The organism is Streptomyces sp. CG 926 (assembly GCF_003148825.1).
Lineage (GTDB): Bacteria > Actinomycetota > Actinomycetes > Streptomycetales > Streptomycetaceae > Streptomyces.
In genome coordinates, this window is sequence record NZ_QGGZ01000001.1 from 68,839 (window position 1) to 87,518 (window position 18,680).

12 protein-coding genes are annotated in these 18,680 nt (G+C 74.3%); 1 reads left to right on the forward strand and 11 read right to left on the reverse strand.

Features of this window, described 5'->3' with window-relative positions:
• Positions 1-67 precede the first annotated feature (67 nt).
• Positions 68-652, reverse strand: a complete 585-nt coding sequence (locus tag BCL76_RS00245) for a hypothetical protein (protein ID WP_109777225.1) — start codon at positions 650-652, stop codon at positions 68-70.
• A gap of 97 nt (positions 653-749) precedes the next feature.
• Positions 750-1,784 (reverse strand): helix-turn-helix domain-containing protein, encoded by a 1,035-nt coding sequence (locus tag BCL76_RS00250; protein WP_109777226.1) that lies wholly within the window; start codon positions 1,782-1,784, stop codon positions 750-752.
• Between the two features lie 245 nt (positions 1,785-2,029).
• Here BCL76_RS00250 and BCL76_RS00255 point away from each other — a divergent pair, with 245 nt between their 5' ends.
• Positions 2,030-2,257, forward strand: coding sequence for a response regulator transcription factor (locus BCL76_RS00255; RefSeq protein ID WP_030716619.1), 228 nt, complete (start codon positions 2,030-2,032; stop codon positions 2,255-2,257).
• Here BCL76_RS00255 and BCL76_RS00260 read toward each other — a convergent pair.
• From BCL76_RS00260 to BCL76_RS00300, 9 genes are all read right to left on the reverse strand, one after another.
• Entirely contained in the window at positions 2,251-3,570 is a 1,320-nt protein-coding gene (locus BCL76_RS00260; protein WP_219933920.1) for an MFS transporter, read from the reverse strand. The two genes, BCL76_RS00255 and BCL76_RS00260, sit on opposite strands and share 7 nt — an antisense overlap.
• Positions 3,571-3,617: 47 nt before the next feature.
• Positions 3,618-5,156 carry an amino acid adenylation domain-containing protein gene (locus tag BCL76_RS00265; protein ID WP_109777228.1) on the reverse strand — a complete coding sequence of 513 codons (1,539 nt, stop codon included), beginning with the start codon at positions 5,154-5,156 and terminating at the stop codon, positions 3,618-3,620.
• Positions 5,157-5,253: 97 nt separating this feature from the next.
• Entirely contained in the window at positions 5,254-8,499 is a 3,246-nt protein-coding gene (locus BCL76_RS00270) for a non-ribosomal peptide synthetase (protein ID WP_146228286.1), read from the reverse strand.
• 19 nt (positions 8,500-8,518) lie between these two features.
• Positions 8,519-11,719 carry a non-ribosomal peptide synthetase gene (locus BCL76_RS00275; protein WP_181382380.1) on the reverse strand — a complete coding sequence of 1,067 codons (3,201 nt, stop codon included), beginning with the start codon at positions 11,717-11,719 and terminating at the stop codon, positions 8,519-8,521.
• Positions 11,716-13,509 (reverse strand): condensation domain-containing protein, encoded by a 1,794-nt coding sequence (locus tag BCL76_RS00280; protein ID WP_109777231.1) that lies wholly within the window; start codon positions 13,507-13,509, stop codon positions 11,716-11,718. Before BCL76_RS00280 ends, BCL76_RS00275 begins: the two co-directional genes overlap by 4 nt.
• Positions 13,502-13,726, reverse strand: a complete 225-nt coding sequence (locus BCL76_RS00285; RefSeq protein WP_109777232.1) for an MbtH family protein — start codon at positions 13,724-13,726, stop codon at positions 13,502-13,504. Before BCL76_RS00285 ends, BCL76_RS00280 begins: the two co-directional genes overlap by 8 nt.
• 91 nt (positions 13,727-13,817) lie before the next feature.
• Positions 13,818-16,085 carry a pyridoxal-phosphate dependent enzyme gene (locus tag BCL76_RS00290; RefSeq protein WP_109777233.1) on the reverse strand — a complete coding sequence of 756 codons (2,268 nt, stop codon included), beginning with the start codon at positions 16,083-16,085 and terminating at the stop codon, positions 13,818-13,820.
• A 2-nt stretch (positions 16,086-16,087) separates the two neighbouring features.
• Positions 16,088-17,068: a GHMP family kinase ATP-binding protein gene (locus tag BCL76_RS00295; protein WP_109777234.1), complete on the reverse strand. Its 981-nt coding sequence runs from the start codon at positions 17,066-17,068 to the stop codon at positions 16,088-16,090.
• Positions 17,034-18,602, reverse strand: coding sequence for an argininosuccinate lyase (locus BCL76_RS00300; protein WP_109777235.1), 1,569 nt, complete (start codon positions 18,600-18,602; stop codon positions 17,034-17,036). The genes BCL76_RS00295 and BCL76_RS00300 overlap by 35 nt, the downstream gene beginning before the upstream one ends.
• Between the last annotated feature and the right edge of the window lie 78 nt (positions 18,603-18,680).

The window sequence follows — 18,680 nt, forward strand, 5'->3', positions numbered from 1 at the left end:
CCGCCGGAACGGGGTGAGGGAGGATCGCGACGCGATCCTCCCTCACCCCGTTCCACCTTCCGCGCCGTCAATCGCCCTTGCTGCCGAGGCAGACGACCGCGTACCGGGCCTGCGGTGCGCCGACGCAGCGACGCGACCAGCCGGCCGGTACGTACAGCAGCTCGCCGGGCAGCAGCCGGCACTGGAAGGACTCCGACCGACCGCTCCCGTCGGTCCCGGTCAGCTGCCAGGTGACGGCGCCGGCGATCTGGTGGATCAGCAGGTGCTCCAGGCCGTCGGGTTGCCCGGTCCAGGCCGTGTCCACGCCGACGCCCGGGGCGACCCCGGCCGTCTCCACCCGGTCCAGCCGGACCGACAGGCCCGTCAGCAGGGCCAGTTCCGCGGTGAACCGCTCCACCTGCGCCGGGCACACACCGTCGCCCGCCGAGCCCGCCCCGGTGTCGTCGGCGTCCTCGACCTCGTCGACCGCGCCGACCTCCTCGGCTTCGCCGGTGTCGTCACCGTCGTCGATGTCGTCGACGTCACCGAACGCCGGGTTGTCGTACTCGGGCCACAGCACACCCGGCGCCCGGTCCAGGTGGACCGAGAGGAACAGGGCGATCTCCCGCAGGTGCGGGGCCTCCCGTTCCCAGGCTCCATCCGGCATGTCCATCACGTGCCCCTCTTGTTCGGCGGCTCCACAGCTCCCATCCCAGCAGCATGCGACACGCCCGCCGACCGCGACAGACACGAAAACGCGTGACACCAGGTCAGGAAGGCTGTACCGGTTCGCCGTCCGCCTCGCCCTCCAGGTCCAGCAGTCCGCGCGCTGCGGCGGCCACGCCGGCCTGGAAGCGGCTGCCCGCACCCAGCTCCTGCATGATGTCGGCGATATGGCGCCGGGCGGTGCGCAGCGACATGCCCAGGCGCCGGGCGATGGCCTCGTCCTTCAGCCCGGCCGCGAGCAGCCGGATGATCGTCTCGTGGATCTCCCGGGCCACCTCCTCGAGCCCCTGGCCCGCGGCGGCCGAGAACGGCGATGCCAGGTCCCAGGTCTGGTCGAAGATGTTGCACAGGTAGGCGACGGTCGACGGCTCGCGGATCACCACGGCGCCCCAACTGCCGTCGGAGACCGGGATGAAGGCCAATTCCCGGTCGAAGGCGATGAGCCGGCCGAACAGTTCGTGCGCGGTGCGGTACTGCGCCCCCCACACGGAGGTGGCAGCGACGTAGGCCTGGCTCGGCCCGTTGAAGCGGGCCGTGTGGTGGTAGAGGGTCCGGATCGAGATCCCCCGCTGCAGCATCGTCTCGTCCCGCCGCAGGGCCTCCTGCATCGCCTCCGGCACCCTGCCGCCGCCCCCGGGCTGCGAGCTGAGCATCTCGGTCGTGCAGTTGAGGGAGGCCCGGTTGAGTGCCCCGCGCACGTCCTCCAGGCTCTCCAGGACCTCCAGCGACTCCCCCGTGGAGCGGCGGCCCAGATAGTGCGGCAGGAAGCGACCCAGGCCCTCGCGGATCCCGCTGATCGCCCGCTGCTGGTCGCGGATCTGCGCCTCCAGCGGCGCGACGAGTTGCTCGGCGGCCGTGTCCGGGGCCACCGCGAAGGCGACCGTCGGGTCGATCGGGCTCACGTGCAGCAGGCGGGAGGCGCGCAGGCGGGACACGCTGCTCCGGACCTCGTCCGCCTCGCGCCCCGTACCGGCGGCCACCGCGTCCACGTCCACCGTGCGGTGTTCGAGCACCCAGCCGTAGACATCGATGTCAACATCGGCGTTGTTCGGATCCGGCACCACGTCAGATGTTTGCATTGCCCCACTTTGCCTTTTTCGCCCCTGGTCGCTTTACTGCCAGGCACTTTGGTGAGGTGCCCGCCCCCTGGCGCCAGGATAAGCAGGGCGAAAGGCTGGACCCCACGAACAACAGCGGGTGTCCGGCCACTTCAGGCCCCGGACGTCCGAAACGGTGCGATCACACCCAAAGTGATCGCACCGCCACCCGGGGTGCCGAGCCCCGCCGCTCCCCTTCTCCTTCGATCCGGAATCCGGAGCCTCACATGCTGCACACCACGCTCACCGCCCGCGCGCCCGAGCTGCCCGCCCTGACCCCCCGTGAGCAGGAGGTCCTGGCCTACCTCGCGCAGGGCGACACCTACCGGATGATCGCGTGCCGGATGGGGCTGAGCCCGCACACGGTCGACACCTACCTGCGCCGGCTGCGCAGCAAGACCGGCGCGGTGAACCGGACCCAGCTCACCCACATCGCCTTCCGGATGGGCTACTGAGCCGGCCGCGCGCCCGTGGCCTCGGCCTCGGCCTCGGCCCCGACCACCGGGGCATCGTCCTCGAACGTACGCATCCGCCGCAGCGGGGAGCAGAGCAGGACCAGCGGGGCCGCCGACAGGGCCGCCGCGCACACCCACAGCGCGTCCCGCACGCCCAGGAGTTCACCGAGGAGTCCCGCCAGCAGACCGCTCAGGGGCAGTACGCCCCACACCAGGAAGCGCATGGTGGCGGTCATCCGGCCGAGCAGGTGCGGCGGGCAGACCGTCTGCCGGTAGGTGACCTGGCAGATGTTGTAGAGGGTGACGCCGGCCGACTGGACGAGCGACCCGAGCACGAACAGGCCGATCCGCCAGTCCTTGTCGGCCAACGGGAGCAGCAACCCGAAGGGCATGGTCACCAGCAGGGACAGCCACGTGAGCCGAGCCGCGCCGACGGTCCGGGTCACCCGGTCCGCGGCGGTGGCGGCCAGCACCGAGCCGATCGTGGCCGTCGTCAGCACCCATCCGACGGCCGCGGGCGGCAGCCCCACGGTCCGGGTCAGGAAGAGCACCTCGATGGCCATCACCGCGCTGAGGAACAGGTTCACGGCGGCCGTGTTCAGGGCGATGAGCCGCAGGATCCGGTGGCTCAGGACGTAGCTCAGCCCCTCGCGGATGTCACGCAGCAGGTGCCGGCGCGGGGCCGGTTCCGGCTCCTCCTCCCGGGCCCCGATCCGACCCAGCAGGACCACGGAGACCAGTGAGGTGACGGCCTGGCCGGCCAGCGTCCCGGCCGCTCCCAGCAGTTGCACCAGGAATCCGGCGATGCCGGGCCCCGCGAACTCGGCCCCCGAACGCACCGTCTCCAGCTTCGAGTTGCCCGCGATCAGGGTGTCCTTGCCGATGAGGGTCGGCAGATAACTCTGATCGGCGACGTCGCCGAACAGCCGGGCGCAGCCCAGCAGCAGGGCGACCACGTACAACAGCGGCATCGAGTGCAGGTCCAGCAGGTAGGCCACCGGCAGTGCCGTCAGCAGGACGGCGCGCGCGAGGTCCGCGGCCATCATCACGCGGCGCTTGCGCATCCGGTCCACCCAGGCCCCGGCGGGCAGGCCCAGCAGCAGGAACGCCGCGTGTTCCGCGGCGGACAGCAGACCCGCCTGCATCGCCGAGGCGTCGAGGGTGAGCACCGCCATCAGCGGCAGCGCCACGTAGGTGATGCTGCCGCCCAGCTCGTTGCAGATGTGCGAGGACATGAAGAGACGGAAGTCCCTGCGCTGCCGGCGCTCCACGGCCTGACCGGTCTCGGTGGATTCGTCGGTGGTGACGGACACGGGTGCGTTCCTTGTCTGGTCGCGGACGGGGTCCGCGGGGTGCGGGTTCATCGGAGGGCGGGAGCGGGGAGCGCCTTGGGGTCGAGCTTGCCGCCCGGGGTACGGGGCAGCCGCTCCATCAGTGTCACCACGGCCGGTACGAGGTACCCGGGCGTGGTGGCCAGAAGGTGACGGCGCAGTTCGTCCGGGGTGAGGGGGCTGCCGACCGTGACGGCGGCCCAGGCGGCGAGCTGGGGTCCGTCGGCCGCCGCGACGGCGCGGACGACCACGTCGACGACGTCGGGGTGGGCGGCCACGGCCGCCTCCACCTCCTTGAGTTCGACGCGGTGGCCTCGGATCTTGACCTGGTCGTCGGCGCGCCCGAGGAAGACGAGCGGGCCGCCGGGGGCGCGGGTGACCCGGTCGCCCGTGCGGTACATGCGCTCGCCCGGGGCGTCGGCGAAGGGGTCGGCGACGAACCGCTCGGAGGTCAGGCCCGGCCGGCCGTGGTAGCCGCGCGCCAGGCAGGAACCCGCCAGGTACAGCTCGCCCGCGGCGCCGGGGGGTGCCTCGCGCAGCGCCTCGTCGAGGACGTACGCCCGTACGCCGGCCAGGGGTTCGCCGAGCGGGATCAGCTCGTCGCCCGTGAAGCCGGCCAGTTCGGCCGGCGCAGGCTCGTAGGAGGTGGCGGTGATCGTGGACTCGGTGAGGCCGTAGCAGCTGATCACCGGGGGGTGGCCGGCCGTGGTCCAGCGCGTGAGGTCCGCGGTGCGGCCCGCGTCGCTGCCGATCACCACGCGGCGCAGTGCGGACGGCAGCGGCCGGGGGGCGCGCTCCAGGTCCTTGACCCACTGCGACCAGTACGGGGTGGGCAGGTTGACGACGCTGATCCGCTCCGCGGCGAGGAACGGCTCCAGCTCGGCGGGCGAGAGGACGTTGTCCTTGACGAAGACGGCCGCGCCGCCCGCGCACCAGGTGGGCAGGGCCTCCTCCAGGCTGACGTCGAAGGCGGGGGCCGCGAACTGCAGGACCGCGTCCTGGTCGGTCAGCCCGTAGCGTTCGGCCAGGGTGGTGACCTGTGCGGCGAGTCCGGCGTGACCGACCGCCACGGGCTTGGGCTGCCCGGTGGATCCGGAGGTGAAGAGCACGTAGGCGAGGGACCCCGGTGCGATGTCGGCGGGCGGGGCCGCCGACGTGGGGGCAGCGGTCGTGGTGGACGCCCAGAACAGTTCGCTCCCGGTGCGGCGTTGGAGCATCGCGGCGGCATGGGTGTCGGGTGCGACCGCGTGCCGGGTGCCGGCGGCCCGCAGCAGGGTGCGCAGCCGTTCGTCGGGGGCGTCGAGGTCCACCAGGAGGGGGGCGGCGCCGGCGTACCAGATGCCCAACAGCCCCACCGCCCAGTGGACGCCCCGGCGCACCCCCAGGAGCACGGTGTCCTCCGGCCCGGCGCCGGCCGCGCGCAGCTCCTCGGCCACCGCGCGCGCCCGCCGGTCGAACTGGCGGTACGTCAGCTCGCCCTCGGGTGCGCGGACCGCGGTGGCCTCGGGGGTGAGTGCCGCCCGGTGCGCGATGCGCAGGGGCACGGGGGTGGTCTCGGTCGGACTCATGGTGGTGGTGTCTCCTGGGGGTGCGGTCGGGCTCTTCACGGCGCAGTCGGACTTGGTCAGGCGCGGTCGGACCTGGTCAGGCCCGGGTCAGGCCCGGTCAGGCCTGCTCACGGGAGCGGGGGCGCAGCGCGGGGCGGGCGGGGGCTGCGGTGGCCTCGGCCAGGCGGGCGGCGATGCCCGCGGGGGTGGGTGTCTCGAAGAGATCGCGGATGTTCAGCCGTACGCCCAGCTCGGTGCCGATGCGGCCGGCCAGCCGGGTGGCCAGCAGCGAGTGGCCGCCGTGGGCGAAGAAGTCGTCGTCCATCCCGGCCTCCTGGAGGCCGAGGACGGAGGCGAAGATCTCGCAGACGGTCTTCTCGGCGGGGGTGGCGGGCAGCCGTCCGGCCGGGCGGTGCACGGTGGCCGGGTCGGGGAGCGCCTTGCGGTCGAGCTTGCCGTTGACGGTGAGCGGGAACCGCGGCAGGTGCAGGAACAGCGACGGGACCATGTAGTTGGGGAGGTTGCGGCCCAGTTCGGTGCGGACCTCCTCGGCGGTGGGCGTGCCGGTGAAGTAGCAGATGAGCCGCTGCTGGCCCGCGTGGTCGCGGTCGACGGCGACGACGGCCTCGCCGACGCCCGGCACGGCGCGCAGCGCGGTCTCCACCTCGCCCAGTTCGATGCGGTTGCCGCGGACCTTGACCTGGTGGTCCTGGCGGCCGAGGAAGTCGAGCTGGCCGTCGGCCCGCATCCGGGCGAGGTCGCCGGTGCGGTACATGCGGCTGCCGGGCACGGCGGAGAACGGGTCGGGGACGTAGCGCTCGCTGGAGCGGCGCGGGTCGCGCAGATATCCGGGGCCCACGCCGGTGCCACCGATGAAGAGTTCGCCGGGCACACCGGGCGGTACGGGGGCGAGCGCGGCGTCCAGCAGGTAGAGGGCGTTGTTGCGCAGCGGGCGTCCGACGGGCAGCCGGCCGTGTTCCAGCTGGGCGTGCACGTCCGGGCCGATGAAGGCGTGGGTGTTGTCGTCGGAGCACTCGGTGAGGCCGTAGGCGTTGACGATCGCGGCCTGCGGGTGGCGTGCGTACCAGCGGGTGCACAGTTCGGGCGGCAGCACCTCCCCGTTGACGATGAACCAGCGCAGCTCGGGCAGGGCCGGCGGCAGCACACCGGTGTCCCACAGGTCGACGGCGGCGCGGACGAAGGAGGGCACGGTCTCCAGGACGGTGATCCCCCGGCGGGCGGCGTCGTCGAAGAGGGCGGCCGGGTCACGGGCGGTGTCCCGGGTGACCAGATGGACCTGTCCGCCGGTGATCAGCGGGGCGAGCATCTGCCACACGGAGATGTCGAAGGTGAGCGGGGCGTTCATCACCACGCGGTCACCGTCGCCGAGACCGAGGTCCTCGACCTTGGCCAGGAGGTGGTTGTTCATGCCCCGGCGGTGGACCATGGCGCCCTTGGGCTTGCCGGTGGAGCCCGAGGTGAAGCAGACGTAGGCGAGGGCGTCGGGCCCGCCGGCCGGCGCCGGGCGCTCGCCCGGGACCGCGGCCACCGCGTCGTCGATCACCAGGACGGGCAGCCCGCCGGGGACGGCGGCGGCGATCTCCTCGGCGCGGGCGCGCTGTTCGGGGGCGGCCAGCAGGCGGGCGATCCCCCCGCTCGCCAAGAGGTCGGCGGTACGGGTGACCGGCCCCTCGGGGTCGAGGGGGACGTAGGCCGCACCGGAGCCGAGGATGCCGAGCATCGCGACGGGGACGCGGGCGGTGGGCTCGCTGAGTACGGCGACCAGGTCGCCGGGGCGCACCCCGTCGGCGAGCAGGGCCAGGGCGAGGGCGTCGGCGCGGGCCACGAGGTCCGCGTAGCTCAGTTCGCGGCCGGTGTCGTCGGTGGTGGCGACGGCGTCGGGGCGGCGCCCGGCCTGCTGCCGGACGCGCTCGACGACTTCCGCGTACTCCTCGTCGCGGGCGGTGTCGTTCCATTCGACCAGGACGCGGTGGCGTTCGGCGGGCGAGAGCAGGTCCACGGTGCCCACCGGGCACGAGGGGTCCTCGGCGACGGCTTCCAGGAGCCGGGCGAGGCGTTCGATCAGGGCCTGGGCGGTGTCGCGTTCGAAGACGTCCGGCCGGTAGTCGATCTGCAGCCGCAGCCGCTCGCCGGGGATGGCGGTCAGGCAGAGCGGGTAGTGGGCGGCGTCGTACGGGTCCACCGCGGTGACCTGGAGCCCGCCCGCGCCGAGGGCGGCGAGGCCGGCCGCGTCGACGGGGTAGTTCTGGAAGGCGACGCAGGAGTCGAAGAGCTCGCCCGCTCCGGCGAGCCGCTGGATCTCGACCAGACCCAGGTGGTGGTGGTCGATCAGGCGCGCCTGCTCGTCCTGGAGCCGCTCGAACAGCGCGACGAGGGACTCGGTCGGGTCGATCCGTACGCGGACCGGCACGGTGTTGATGCACAGGCCCACGATGTCGGCGACGCCGGGCAGTTCGGGGTCCCGTCCGCTGACGATGGCGCCGAAGACCACGTCCTCGGAGCGGATCTGCCGGCCGAGCAGGAGCGCCCACGCGCCCTGGAGCAGGGTTCCGGAGGTGATCCGGTGACCGCGGGCGAGGGCGGCGAGCCGTTCGGTGAGGGACTCGGGGAGGTACGTCTCCACGCGGTCGGGCAGCACCGAGCCGGGCGGCGGGGACACGGGCGCGGTACGGGTGCCGCCGGGCAGGCCGTCCAGAGCGCGGGTCCAGGCGTCCTGGGCGGCGGCCGTGTCGCGGCTGTGGAGCCGGCTCAGGAAGGCGGAGTAGGGGGTGACGGGCCCCAGCGGGGCGTCGTCGGCGTGGTGCAGGGCGAGGAGTTCGCGGACCAGGACCGGCCAGGACCAGCCGTCCATCACGATGTGGTGGTAGGTCAGCAGCAGTCGGTGGGACAGCGGGCCGGTACGGACGAGGGTGAAGCGCAGGAGCGGCGGCCGGGCGAGGTCGAAGCGGGTGGCCCGGTCCTCGGCGAGGAGGGTGTCGACGGCGACGGTGCGCTCGCTCTCGCCGAGCCCGGACAGGTCCATCTCCTGCCAGGGGGCCCGTACGCCGCGCTGGACGACCTGGGCGGGTTCACCGGTGGCGCGGCGCAGGAAACCGGCGCGGAGGTTGGCGTGCCTGTTCAGGACGGTGTCGGCGGCGGCCCGCAGCCGGTCCGCGTCGAGGGGGCCGTCGAGGTCGAGGAGCAGCTGGGCCACGTAGACGTCGCGTTCCTCCTCGTCGAAGAGGGCGTGGAAGAGGATGCCGTCCTGGAGCGGGGACAGCGGCAGGACGTCCTCGACCAGGGAGCGGGCGGCCGGCGCGGCGGTGGGAGCGGCGGTGGCGGGGGTGGACGGCGAGTGGTTCACGGTGGTGTTCCTTCGGTGGTCAGGCGGTCTGGGTGCGGCGGGCCCGGCGGACGATCGGCGGGTCCTCGGCGCCGGCGCCGGCGGCCGTGGCGGCGGGCAGGGCGGCGGCCAGTTCGGCGACGGTGGGGCCGGTGAAGAACTGGCGGATGCCGACGGCACCGCCGAACCGGTCCCGGACCTCGGCGAGCAGCTGGGTGGCGAGCAGGGAGTGGCCGCCGAGGTCGAAGAAGCTGTCGTGGACGCCGATGTGCGGCACGCCCAGGACCTGCTCCCAGATCGCGCACAGGGCGCGCTCGTCGTCGGTGCGCGGCTCCTGGTGGGACTCCGCGGCGCCGGCCGTCGCCGGGCCCGGCACGGGCAGGGCGGCCAGGTCGGTCTTGCCGTTGGCGGTCACGGGGAAGGCGTCGAGCAGGGTCAGGGTGGCGGGCACCATGTAGTCGGGCAGCCGGGCGCGCAGGTGCTCGCGCAGTTCCCGCGGGTCGGGTGCGGTGGTCCCCTCGGCGGGGACGGCGTAGCCGGCGAGCGCGGGACCGGCGGCCGTGTCCACGACGGTGACGGCGGCCTGGCCCACCGCCGGGTGGCCGGCCAGGACGTGCTCGATCTCGGCGGGTTCGATGCGCAGTCCGCGGATCTTGACCTGCCGGTCGGCGCGGCCGAGGTACTCGACCTGGCCGCCGGCGCTCCAGCGGGCCAGGTCGCCGGTGCGGTACATCCGGGTGCCCGGGGGGCCGTACGGGCAGGCGACGAAGCGTTCGGCGGTCAGCGCGGCCCGGCCGAGGTAGCCCTGTGCGAGTCCGGCGCCCGCGATGTAGAGCTCGCCGATGACGCCGGGTGCCACCAGGCCGAGCCGCTCGTCCAGGACGTGCAGCTGCGTGCCGTCGAGGGGGCGGCCGATCGGGACCTGTCCGGCGGGGGCCTCCTGGCCCGGGCCGACGGCGAAGGTCGCCGCGAAGGTGGTGGTCTCGGTGGGGCCGTAGGCGTTGGTCACGGTGGTGCCGGGGCAGGCCTCGCGGACCCGGCGGACCATGGACGGCGAGGCGGCCTCGCCTCCGGTCATCACCTCCTGCAGCGTGCCGAGCGCGGGCAGGCAGCGGTCGGCGAGGACGTTGAAGAGGGTGGCGGTGAGGAAGGTCCCGGTGACCTGCTCCTCGGCCATCAGCCGGGCCAGCGCGTCGACGTCGAGTTCGCCGGGCGGCGCGACGACGACCAGGCCGCCGTTCAGGAGCGGCACCCACATCTCGTAGGTGGAGGCGTCGAAGGCGTGCGGGGAACGCAGCAGCACCCGCTCGTGCGCGCCGCCGCGCCAGCGCCGGTCGGTGGCGAGGGCGACGACCTCGCGGTGGGAGACGGCCACGCCCTTGGGGGTGCCGGTGGAGCCGGAGGTGTACATCAGGTAGGCGAGCGCGTCGGCGTGGCCGCTCGGCCCGTCCGCCGGGTCCCCTTCGAAGGGCCGGCCGTCCGGGCGGAGCACGTGGCGCGGGCCCTCCGGTACGGGAGCGCCCTCCGGTACGTCGGTGACCAGGACGGCGGCTCCTGCCGCGGTGAGCACGGCCTCGGTACGGGCCCGCGGGGCCCGCGCGTCCAGCGGCAGGTAGGCGGCGCCGGCCTTGAGGATGCCCAGGCAGGCGGCGACGAGGTCGGCGGAGCGGTCCATCAGTACGGCGACGGACTCGCCCGGTCGGACGCCGGCGGCGCGCAGCCGTCCGGCGATCTCGTCGGCCCGGGCGTCGAGTTCGCCGTACGTGGTCTCCCGGCCGGCGCAGACCACGGCGGGGCGGGTGGGGTGGGCGGCGGCCCGCTCCTCGAAGGCGCCGTGGACGGTTCGGGCGTCGGGGGCGACGGGTGCGCCCTGCCAGTGCTCCAGCAGATCGGCGCGCTCCCCGGGCAGCAGGACGTCGAGTGCGGAGAGCGGGGCGTCGGGCTCGCGGACGACGGCGCCGATGAGGTGGACGAGGCGGTCCAGCAGGCGCCGGGCCGTCGCCCCGTCGAACAGGTCGCTCGCGTACTCCAGTCCGAGGACCAGGCCCGAGGGTTGCCCGGTGGCCGGGTCGTGGAGCTCCTCCACCTCCAGGGTGAGATCGAACTTGGCGGTGTCGGTGCGTACCGCCTCCACCTCGGCCCGCAGTCCCGCGAAGGCGGGGGTCTGCGGCTCGGTCCGCTGCGCGGAGACGGCGACCTGGAAGAGCGGGTGGCGGGCGGGCGAGCGGGCCGGGTTGAGGCGTTCGACCAGCGACTCGAAGGGCAGTTCCTGGTGGGCGTACGTCTCCAGGGCAGCCGTGCGCACCCGGCCCAGCACCTGCGTGAAGGTGGGGTCGCCCGAGGTGTCGGCGCGCACGATCAGGGTGTTGACGAAGAGACCCACGAGGTCGGTGAGGGCTTCGTCGTCCCGGCCGTCCACGGGGCAGCCCAGCGGCAGGTCGGTGCCGGCGCCGAGACGGGTGAGCAGGACCGCGAAGGCGGCCTGGACGGCCATGAACGAGGTGGCGCGGACGCCTTGGGCCAGCGCCGCCAGTGCGGCGTGCGCGGCGGCGTCGGTCCGTGCCTCCACCAGTGCGCCCCGGTGGCCGGCCACCGCCGGACGTGGCCGGTCGGCGGGCAGGGCCAGTTCCTCGGGCAGGCCGTCGAGGACGCCCGCCCAGTGGGTGAGCAGCCGGCCGTGCAGGGAGTCGGGGTCCTGGCCCGGGCCGAGGAGTTCGCGCTGCCAGAGCGCGTAGTCCGGGTACTGGACGGGCAGTTCGGGCCATTCGGGCGACCGGCCGACGCACCGGGCGGTGTAGGCGGCGGCGAGGTCGCGGACGAGGATGTTCACGGAGTGGCCGTCGCCCGCGATGTGGTGCAGGACCAGGAGCAGGTAGTGGTCCTCGGCGTCGTCGGTGAACAGGGTGGCGCGCAGCGGTGGTTCGACGCGGAGGTCGAAGGGCCGGGACGAGGCCTCCTCGGCCCGCCGGGGGCGTTCGGCGGGCGGGCAGTCGGAGACGGTGAGCACCGGGGCGGCGTCGGTCGGGTCCAGGACCCGCTGGTGGGGGCGGCCCGCCTCGTCGGGGAAGACGGTGCGCAGCGCCTCGTGGCGGCCGCTCACGTCCGCGAGCGCGCCGCGCAGGGCCGGGCGGTCGAGGGCGCCGCGCAGCCGCAGTCCGACGGGGATGTGGTAGAGCGCGCCGTCGGCGCCGTCCCGGGCGTGGAACCACAGCCGCTGCTGGGCGTGGGACAGAGGGATCACAGCAGGGCTCCGAGCTGGGATTCGAAGGTGTCGAGGTCGGCCTGGCTGACCTGTGCGAGGGACACGTCGGAGGGGGTCAGCCCACCGGCGTCGGGGCGGGCGGCGTGGGTGACGACGGCGCGGAGCATGGTGAACCATTCGTGCGCGAGGTCGTGGACCCACGGCCCGGGGAAGGCATTGCCCGCCCAGGTCCAGGTGGCGCTGAGGGTGAGGCCGTCCGGGCCCTCGTGGGCGGCCGCGTTGACCTCCACGGCGTGGGCCATCGGGAGGCCTTCGTCGGCGTCGTCGAGGGCGAAGTCGTGGCCGGGCGCGGCGTCCCAGGGGGCGTCGCCGCCCATCGGGAACCGGCCGAGGTAGTTGAAGCCGATCTGGGGGATGCCGCGCGCGGCGAGATCGGGCCCGGTACGGGAGTTGAGGTGGCGCAGCAGCCCGAAGCCGATGCCCTTGTCGGGTACGGCGCGCAGTTCCTCCTTGACCAGCCGCAGGGCGGCGCCGACCGCGGGTCCGCCCGCGCGGGCCTCGTCGAGGTCCGGGCGGCCCAGCGCGAGGCGGACGGGGAACACGGTGGTGAACCAGCCGACGGTGCGGGACAGGTCGGTGCCGTCGGCGACGTCCTCCCGGCCGTGGCCCTCGACGTCGACGAGGACGGCGCCCTCCATGTCCTGCGGGTCCTCGCCATCGGCGCCGCGCCGGCCGAGCACGGCGAGGGCCAGGGCCGTCAGCAGCACGTCGTTGACGGTACCGTTGACCAGGCCGGGCGCGGTGGTGAGCAGGGGGCCCGTCACGTCCGGCCCGAGGGTCAGGGTGAGGGTGTTCTCCGGGCTCTCGGGGTCCAGGCCACCGGGCGCGCGGACCCCGGCCAGGGGCTGCGGGGCCTCGCGCAGGGCGGCGGCCCAGCGGTCGGCCTCGGTGGTCCGGCGGCCTGAGGTGGCCTCCGCGCGCAGCAGGTCGGCCCAGTGCGCGAAGGGGGTCGCCGCCGGTTCCAGGACGGGCTCACGGCCCTCGGCGAGGGCCGTCCAGCAGCTGCGCAGGTCGTCCTGGAGGATCCGCCAGGAGACCCCGTCGACCACGAGGTGGTGGATGACGAGCGCGAGCCGACCCTGCTGTCCGGCTCCCCGGTCCAGGAGTACGGCGCGCAGCATGTGGCCGTCGCGGGGCGAGAGCAGCCGCCGCGCGGCCCGCATCCGCTCCCGGGTCAGGGCGGGGAGTTGCGCCTCGCCGGTCCCTCGGGCGTCCACGTGCTCCAGCAGGTCCGCCGCGGCGACGGAGCCCGCGGGCGGTACGACCGGTTCGGCGCCGGTGGCCCCGATCCCGTCGGGCAGCCGCAGTCGCAGCATCTCGTGGGTGTCCAGGAGGGCCTGGACGGTGCGTTCGGCGGCGGCCGCCCCGAAGCCCGGCGGGGTGCGCAGGACGAGCGACTGGTTGTACGTGTCGACGGGACCGCCGAGTTCGGCGAGCCAGCCCATGATGGGGGTGGGCACCAGCGGGCCCAGGCGGCGCGGGGGCGTGGCCGGTCCGGCGTCCTCGCGCATCCGGCCCTGGGCGACGGTGGTGGCGGCGAGCGCGCTCACGCTCTCCGCGCGGAGCACGTCGCGGGTGCTGACGACCAGGCCGGCCGCGCGGGCGCGGCTGACGACCTGGATCGCCTGGATGCTGTCGCCGCCCAGCCCGGTGAAGCTGTGGCCCGCGTCGACCTCGGCGCGGCCGAGGACCTCGGCGAAGAGGGTGCGCAGGGTCCGTACGGGGTCGGGGCCGGCGGGGTGCTCGGTGCGGTGGACGGGCTCAGCCACGGGGCGCGTTCCCCGCGAGGGCGGCCACCAGGGAGGCGGGGCGCATGTCGGTCCAGACCCGCTCGACGTGGTCCAGGCAGGCCTGGCGGCCGTCGGGGCCGTGCACGACGGTCCAGCCGGCCGGGACGGGGTGGGTGGCGGGCCACAGGGAGTGCTGGAGCTCGTCGTTGCGGACCACGACGTAGGAGGCGGTCTCGTTCTCGAAGGGGTTACTCATGGCGGTTCACCTTTCGGGTCGGGTGCGGCCGTACGGGTCGTACGGCGCTTCGTCGGGACGGGTACGGCGGAGGATCAGGTACGGCGGAGGATCAGGAGCGGGGCGCGGCCTCGATGTCGAGGCGGACCAGGGCGCGCGCCGCGTCGAGGGCGGCGTGCACGCCGTCGGGTTCCGCGTGGCGGGCGATCACGTGCCCGAGCCGGTCGGAGGCGCTGCGGGGCCTGCGTACGGGAGCGCCGGGGGCGGCGGTGACCAGTACCGACTCGACTCCCGCGAGGGCCGCCGCGGCCTCGGCGCCGTGGACGGCCGTGAGGGTGCCGTCGGTGTCGGCGAGGAGGAACTGGATCCCGGCGTGGCCGGCCTCCTCGGCCTTGAGCTGCGGGGGCAGGCCGAGGGCGGCGCGCAGCTGCGCGTCGAGGAGGTCGACGCCGGTGGCGAGTCGGATCAGTTCGGGGATCATGCCGCCGGCCGGGCGCGGGTTGATCTCGACGAGGGCGGGCCCGTCGGCGGTCAGCTTGACCTCGGTGTGGGTGGCGCCCAGCCGGATCCCGGCCGCGTCCAGGGCCGCCGTCACCGTGTCGGTGATCGCCTGAGCGGTGGCGGCGGGCAGCGGGGCGGGGAAGAGGTGGCGGTGCTCGACGAAATGCGGGCCGGCGGTCACGGACTTGGCGGTGATGCCGACGCACACGGCCTGCCCGTCCCCACCGAACATCTCGACGCTGTACTCCGGCCCGTCCAGGTACTCCTCGACGAGGACGGTGCGGGCGGTGGGCATGCCCCGTACGTTGGTGTCGATCGCGAGGATCCGCTCGATCTGGGCGCGGACCTCGGCCTCGTCGGCGCAGAGCAGGACGTTGGTGGAGCCCGAGTCGTCGGCCGGCTTGACCACGCAGGGCAGTCCGGTACGGGCGACGGCGGCCGCGGCTTCGGCCGGCTCGCGGACGAGGGAGTACCGGGGCTGGCGGACGCCGGCGGCCCGCAGCCTCTCGCGCAGGGCGGACTTGTCGCGGCAGACGGCCACCGCCTCGGGCGCGTTGCCGGGCAGGCCGAGCCACTGGGCGATCCGGGCTGCGGCCGGTACGTAGAAGTCGCTGGTGGTGGTGACCCCGGCGATCTCCTCGCGGCGGAACCGCTCCTGTACGGCGGCGCGCAGGGCGGCGTCGGAGTTGGTGTCGCAGCGCACCACCTCGGCGCCGGTCTCGGCGAGTCCCCGGTAGCGGTCGGGGTCGCCGGTCAGCAGGACGGGTACGGTGCCCAGTTCGCGCGCCCGGTCCAGCGCGAGCATGCCGGTGCCGGTGGTGTTGGACTCCACGAACAGCAGGTGCCGGCCGATTCCGGCGGGTGGGCTGTAGGCGACGGTGGACCAGGTGCGGGCGGTCCCGTCGGGTCCGAGGGCGGCCGGCGCGGTGGCGGTGGGCACCTCGCGCAGCCGGTTCGTGTCCCAGTGCTCGTCGTTGTAGACGGTGTCGGCGTAGCGGTCGCCGCGGTCGGGGAGGATGCCGACGATCCGGGTCCCCGGCTCGGCGCGCTCGGCGAGGCCGGTGAGGACCCGGTAGACGGAGCCCGAGGTGTTGCCGCCGAAGATCTGCTGCTCGCGGGCGAGGTCCCAGGTCGCGGCGAAGGCTTCGTGGTCGTTGAGCCAGTGCACCTCGTCGACGAGGGTGCGGTCCAGGTTCTTGGGCAGCAGGCTGTTGCCCAGCCCGCTCTGCAGCCGCTGCGGTACGTCGGGCTGGCCGAAGAGGGCGCTGCCCACGCAGTCGACGCCGACGACGTGCAGGTCGGGCAGTCGCTCGCGCAGCGCCCGGGCGGTGCCGCACAGGGAGCCGCCGCTGCCGACGGCTCCGACGAGGGTGTCGAACCGCCCCAGGTCCGCGAGGAGTTCACCGGCGAGGGTGCGGTAGGCGCCGGGGTTGTCGGGGTTGGTGTACTGCTGCGGCCAGAAGGCTCCAGGCAGTTCGTCGAGCAATTCCGCGAGCCGCTCCAGGCGGGCGCTCTGCCAGCCGTGGCTGGTCATGGCCGCGACGATGTGCACCCGGCAGCCCAGGGCGCGGAGTTTGGCGAGGGTGACGGGGTCGATGCGCGGGTCGGTGACGATGTGCACCTCGTGGCCGAGCGAGCGGCCGACGAGGGCGACGCCGAGGGCCATGGTCCCCGAGGAGCTCTCGATGACGGGCGCGCCCGGCTTCAGGGTGCCCAGCCGTCGGGCCTCCAGCAGGATGTTGCGGGCGACGCGGTCCTTCATCGCGAACAGGTTCTGCAGTTCCAGCTTGGCGTAGACCTCCACGCCTCGGGCCTCGCCCAGACGCAGCCGGACCAGCGGGGTCCCGCCGATCGCGTCCGTCACGGTGTCGAACAGCATGCTCAGATCTCCAGCTCGGTGGGGTGGGCGGGCGGGGCCTTCGGGCTCCAGCTGTCGTCGGCGCCGAGGGAACGGTGGACGGACACCTCGCCGCCGAGAGCGGCGCAGCCGGCCCGGATGTGCTCGGTTTTGCCGGCGAGGGCGGGGTCGTTCGCCTCCAGGAGGACGCCGAGCATGGTGCCGCTGTGGGCGAGGACCAGGCCCAGTCCGTCGACCTCGCGGCACAGGGCGTGCAGTTCGGCGAATCCGGCGCGCCGGCGGCGGTGGGCGTTCATCTCGGCGCTGCGGGTGGCGACCGCGCCGACCTCGGCGAGGTCGCCGCGGGCCACGGCGTCGGTGAGCCGGTCCAACAGGCGTGCGTACTCCGCCCGGTCGGCGGCGTCGATGGCCCGGGCGCCCCTGTTGTGCGCGACGGTGTCGACCTGGCCGCCCTCGTCGTGGGCGACGACGGTGAGCGGCGGCAGCACCCCGAGCCGGCGGCCGAGGCGCACCTCTCGGTGGTGGAAGGCGACGATCTCGTCGTACATGACCCCGTCGGCCGGTTCGATGCCGCGCAGGAAGTCCTCCGTCTCGGCGGGGGTGAAGGCGCGCCCGTGGGCCGCCCCGACGGCTCGTACGGTGGCGACCAGGTCGGCGGAGGAGCTGGCGAGGCCCTTGCCCTCGGGCAGGTCCCCGGCGACCTCCAGCAGGCCGCCGTCCGCCGTGCCGAGGGCGGCCAGGACCGCCTCGGCGACACGACGGGACTTGGCCTTGTGCGCCGGGCGCACCCGGACCTCGCGGCGGCCGGGCTCGGGGTGGAACACGGCGGTGGCCCAGCGGGCGAGGGGGAAGGTGACCAGGAAGTCCCCCTGCGGGTGGGGCAGGGCGCCCTGGAGCAGTTCACCGAAGGTGCCGAAGGCGCTGCCGGAGCCGGGGCCGACGGGGGCGGCGCTCGCCCCCGCGACGGTGTCAGTGGGCGTGCTGTACGCGGGTGCGGGTGCCATCGCCGGCCTCCTCCTGGATCGTGTCGTCGGGCGCTCCGTACAGGGCGCGGTCGCCCTCCTCGGCGCCCGCGCGGAGCGCGTCGGCGCGCGCCTCCCAGTCGGCGCGCAGCTGTGCGTAGGTCTCCTGCTGGGTACGCAGGACCGCGCGGACGGCGTCGGGGCGGGCCGAACCGGCGGACACCATGCGCTCCAGGCCCCGGTCGACGTCGAAGGCCTCGGCGAGGAGCCGGGCGGGGTCGGCGAGGGTGATGCCGTGTCCGGCGGCCGCCTCGGCCAGCAGGGCGGGTTCGCCCGGGGCGGGGGCGGCGCCCGCCGTCGCGGCGAGCACGACGTACTTCCCGGCGACGACCTGGGCGGTGCGCCAGGGCACCCCTTCGGTGAGGCAGAGGGCGTTGGCGAGGCTGAAGCCGCCGAGGAACTCGCGCTCGCAGACCGTGCGCATGCGGTCGGCGCGGAAGGTCAGCCTGCGCAGCACCTCGGTGAGGAGGCGGACGGTGCCGTGGGCCGAGTCGAAGGCGTTCAGCAGGTGGGTGCCGGCTTCCTTGGACACCTCGACGAGGTTGCAGAAGGGGGTGTTGCGCTGGCCCAGGAGCACGTCGAAGTGGAAGGCGGTCAGGTGGGCGGTGCGTCCCCGGATGCGCTCCAGGACCGGGTAGTTCTTCTTCTGCGGCATGGCGGAGGAGATGCCGGACAGTTCGTCGGGCAGTTCGATGAACCCGTACTCGCTGCCGCCCCAGGTGAGCAGGTCGGTGGTGAAGCGGCTCAGCGCGGTGCCCAGCAGGCTGAGTTCCGCGGTCAGTTCGGCGCTCCAGCGGCGCGAGGCCACGGCGGTCAGGGCGTGGGGCTGCGGCCGGGAGAAACCGAGCAGCCTGGCCATCCGGTCGCGGTCCCAGGGCAGTTCCTGTCCGGCCATGGCGCCGGCGCCGAGCGGGCAGGCGTCGATGCCGTCGTACGCGTTCAGCAGCCGGGCGTGGGTGTGCAGCAGGTGCTCGGAGAGTGCGGCGAGGTGGAAGCCGGGGGTGATGATCTGGGCGGCCTGGAAGTGGGTGTAGCCCGGCATGGGCAGGTCACAGGTCGTCCGAGCCAACTCGTGCACGACCGAACCGAGTTCGAGGAGGGCGTCGGCGAAGCGGGTGAGCTGGTCCCGGCCGTACATCACCTGGGCGCAGGCCTGGAGGTCGTTGCGGCTGCGGTCGGCGTGCCAGTGCGTGACCGGGGCGGGCAGGCCCGCCTCGACGTGCCGTTCGAGGGCGAAGGCGATGTCCGACATGTTGGCGCCGGGCTGCGCGCTGAGGGTGTCGGACCCGACGGCGTCCAGCAGGGCGGCGATCCGGTGGGCCTCCTCGGCGGTGATCAGGTCCATGCGGACGTACTCGGCGGCCAGGGTCTTCTCGATGGCGACATAGTGGCGCAGCAGGTGGCGGGACTCGAACCCGAACTGCGGGGCGAGCACTTCGTCGTGGAGGAGTTCGGCGGGTCCGCCGCGGATCCGGCCGCTCAGCTCGGGGGCGGGCCCCGGGGTGTCACTCGTCACGTGGTGTGTTCCGTTTCCTGTTCTGGTGCGGGGCGCGCGGGCATGCCGGGGCACGCCTCGTCGGCGCACGGCGCGCGA

Bases quoted from the DNA above. Each gene is read 5' to 3' on its own strand.
- BCL76_RS00245 (WP_109777225.1), bottom strand. From the start codon at position 652: ATGGACATGCCGGATGGAGCCTGGGAACGGGAGGCCCCGCACCTGCGG.
- BCL76_RS00250 (WP_109777226.1), bottom strand. From the start codon at position 1,784: ATGCAAACATCTGACGTGGTGCCGGATCCGAACAACGCCGATGTTGAC.
- BCL76_RS00255 (WP_030716619.1), top strand. From the start codon at position 2,030: ATGCTGCACACCACGCTCACCGCCCGCGCGCCCGAGCTGCCCGCCCTG.
- BCL76_RS00265 (WP_109777228.1), bottom strand. From the start codon at position 5,156: ATGAGTCCGACCGAGACCACCCCCGTGCCCCTGCGCATCGCGCACCGG.
- BCL76_RS00285 (WP_109777232.1), bottom strand. From the start codon at position 13,726: ATGAGTAACCCCTTCGAGAACGAGACCGCCTCCTACGTCGTGGTCCGC.
- BCL76_RS00290 (WP_109777233.1), bottom strand. From the start codon at position 16,085: ATGCTGTTCGACACCGTGACGGACGCGATCGGCGGGACCCCGCTGGTC.
- BCL76_RS00295 (WP_109777234.1), bottom strand. From the start codon at position 17,068: ATGGCACCCGCACCCGCGTACAGCACGCCCACTGACACCGTCGCGGGG.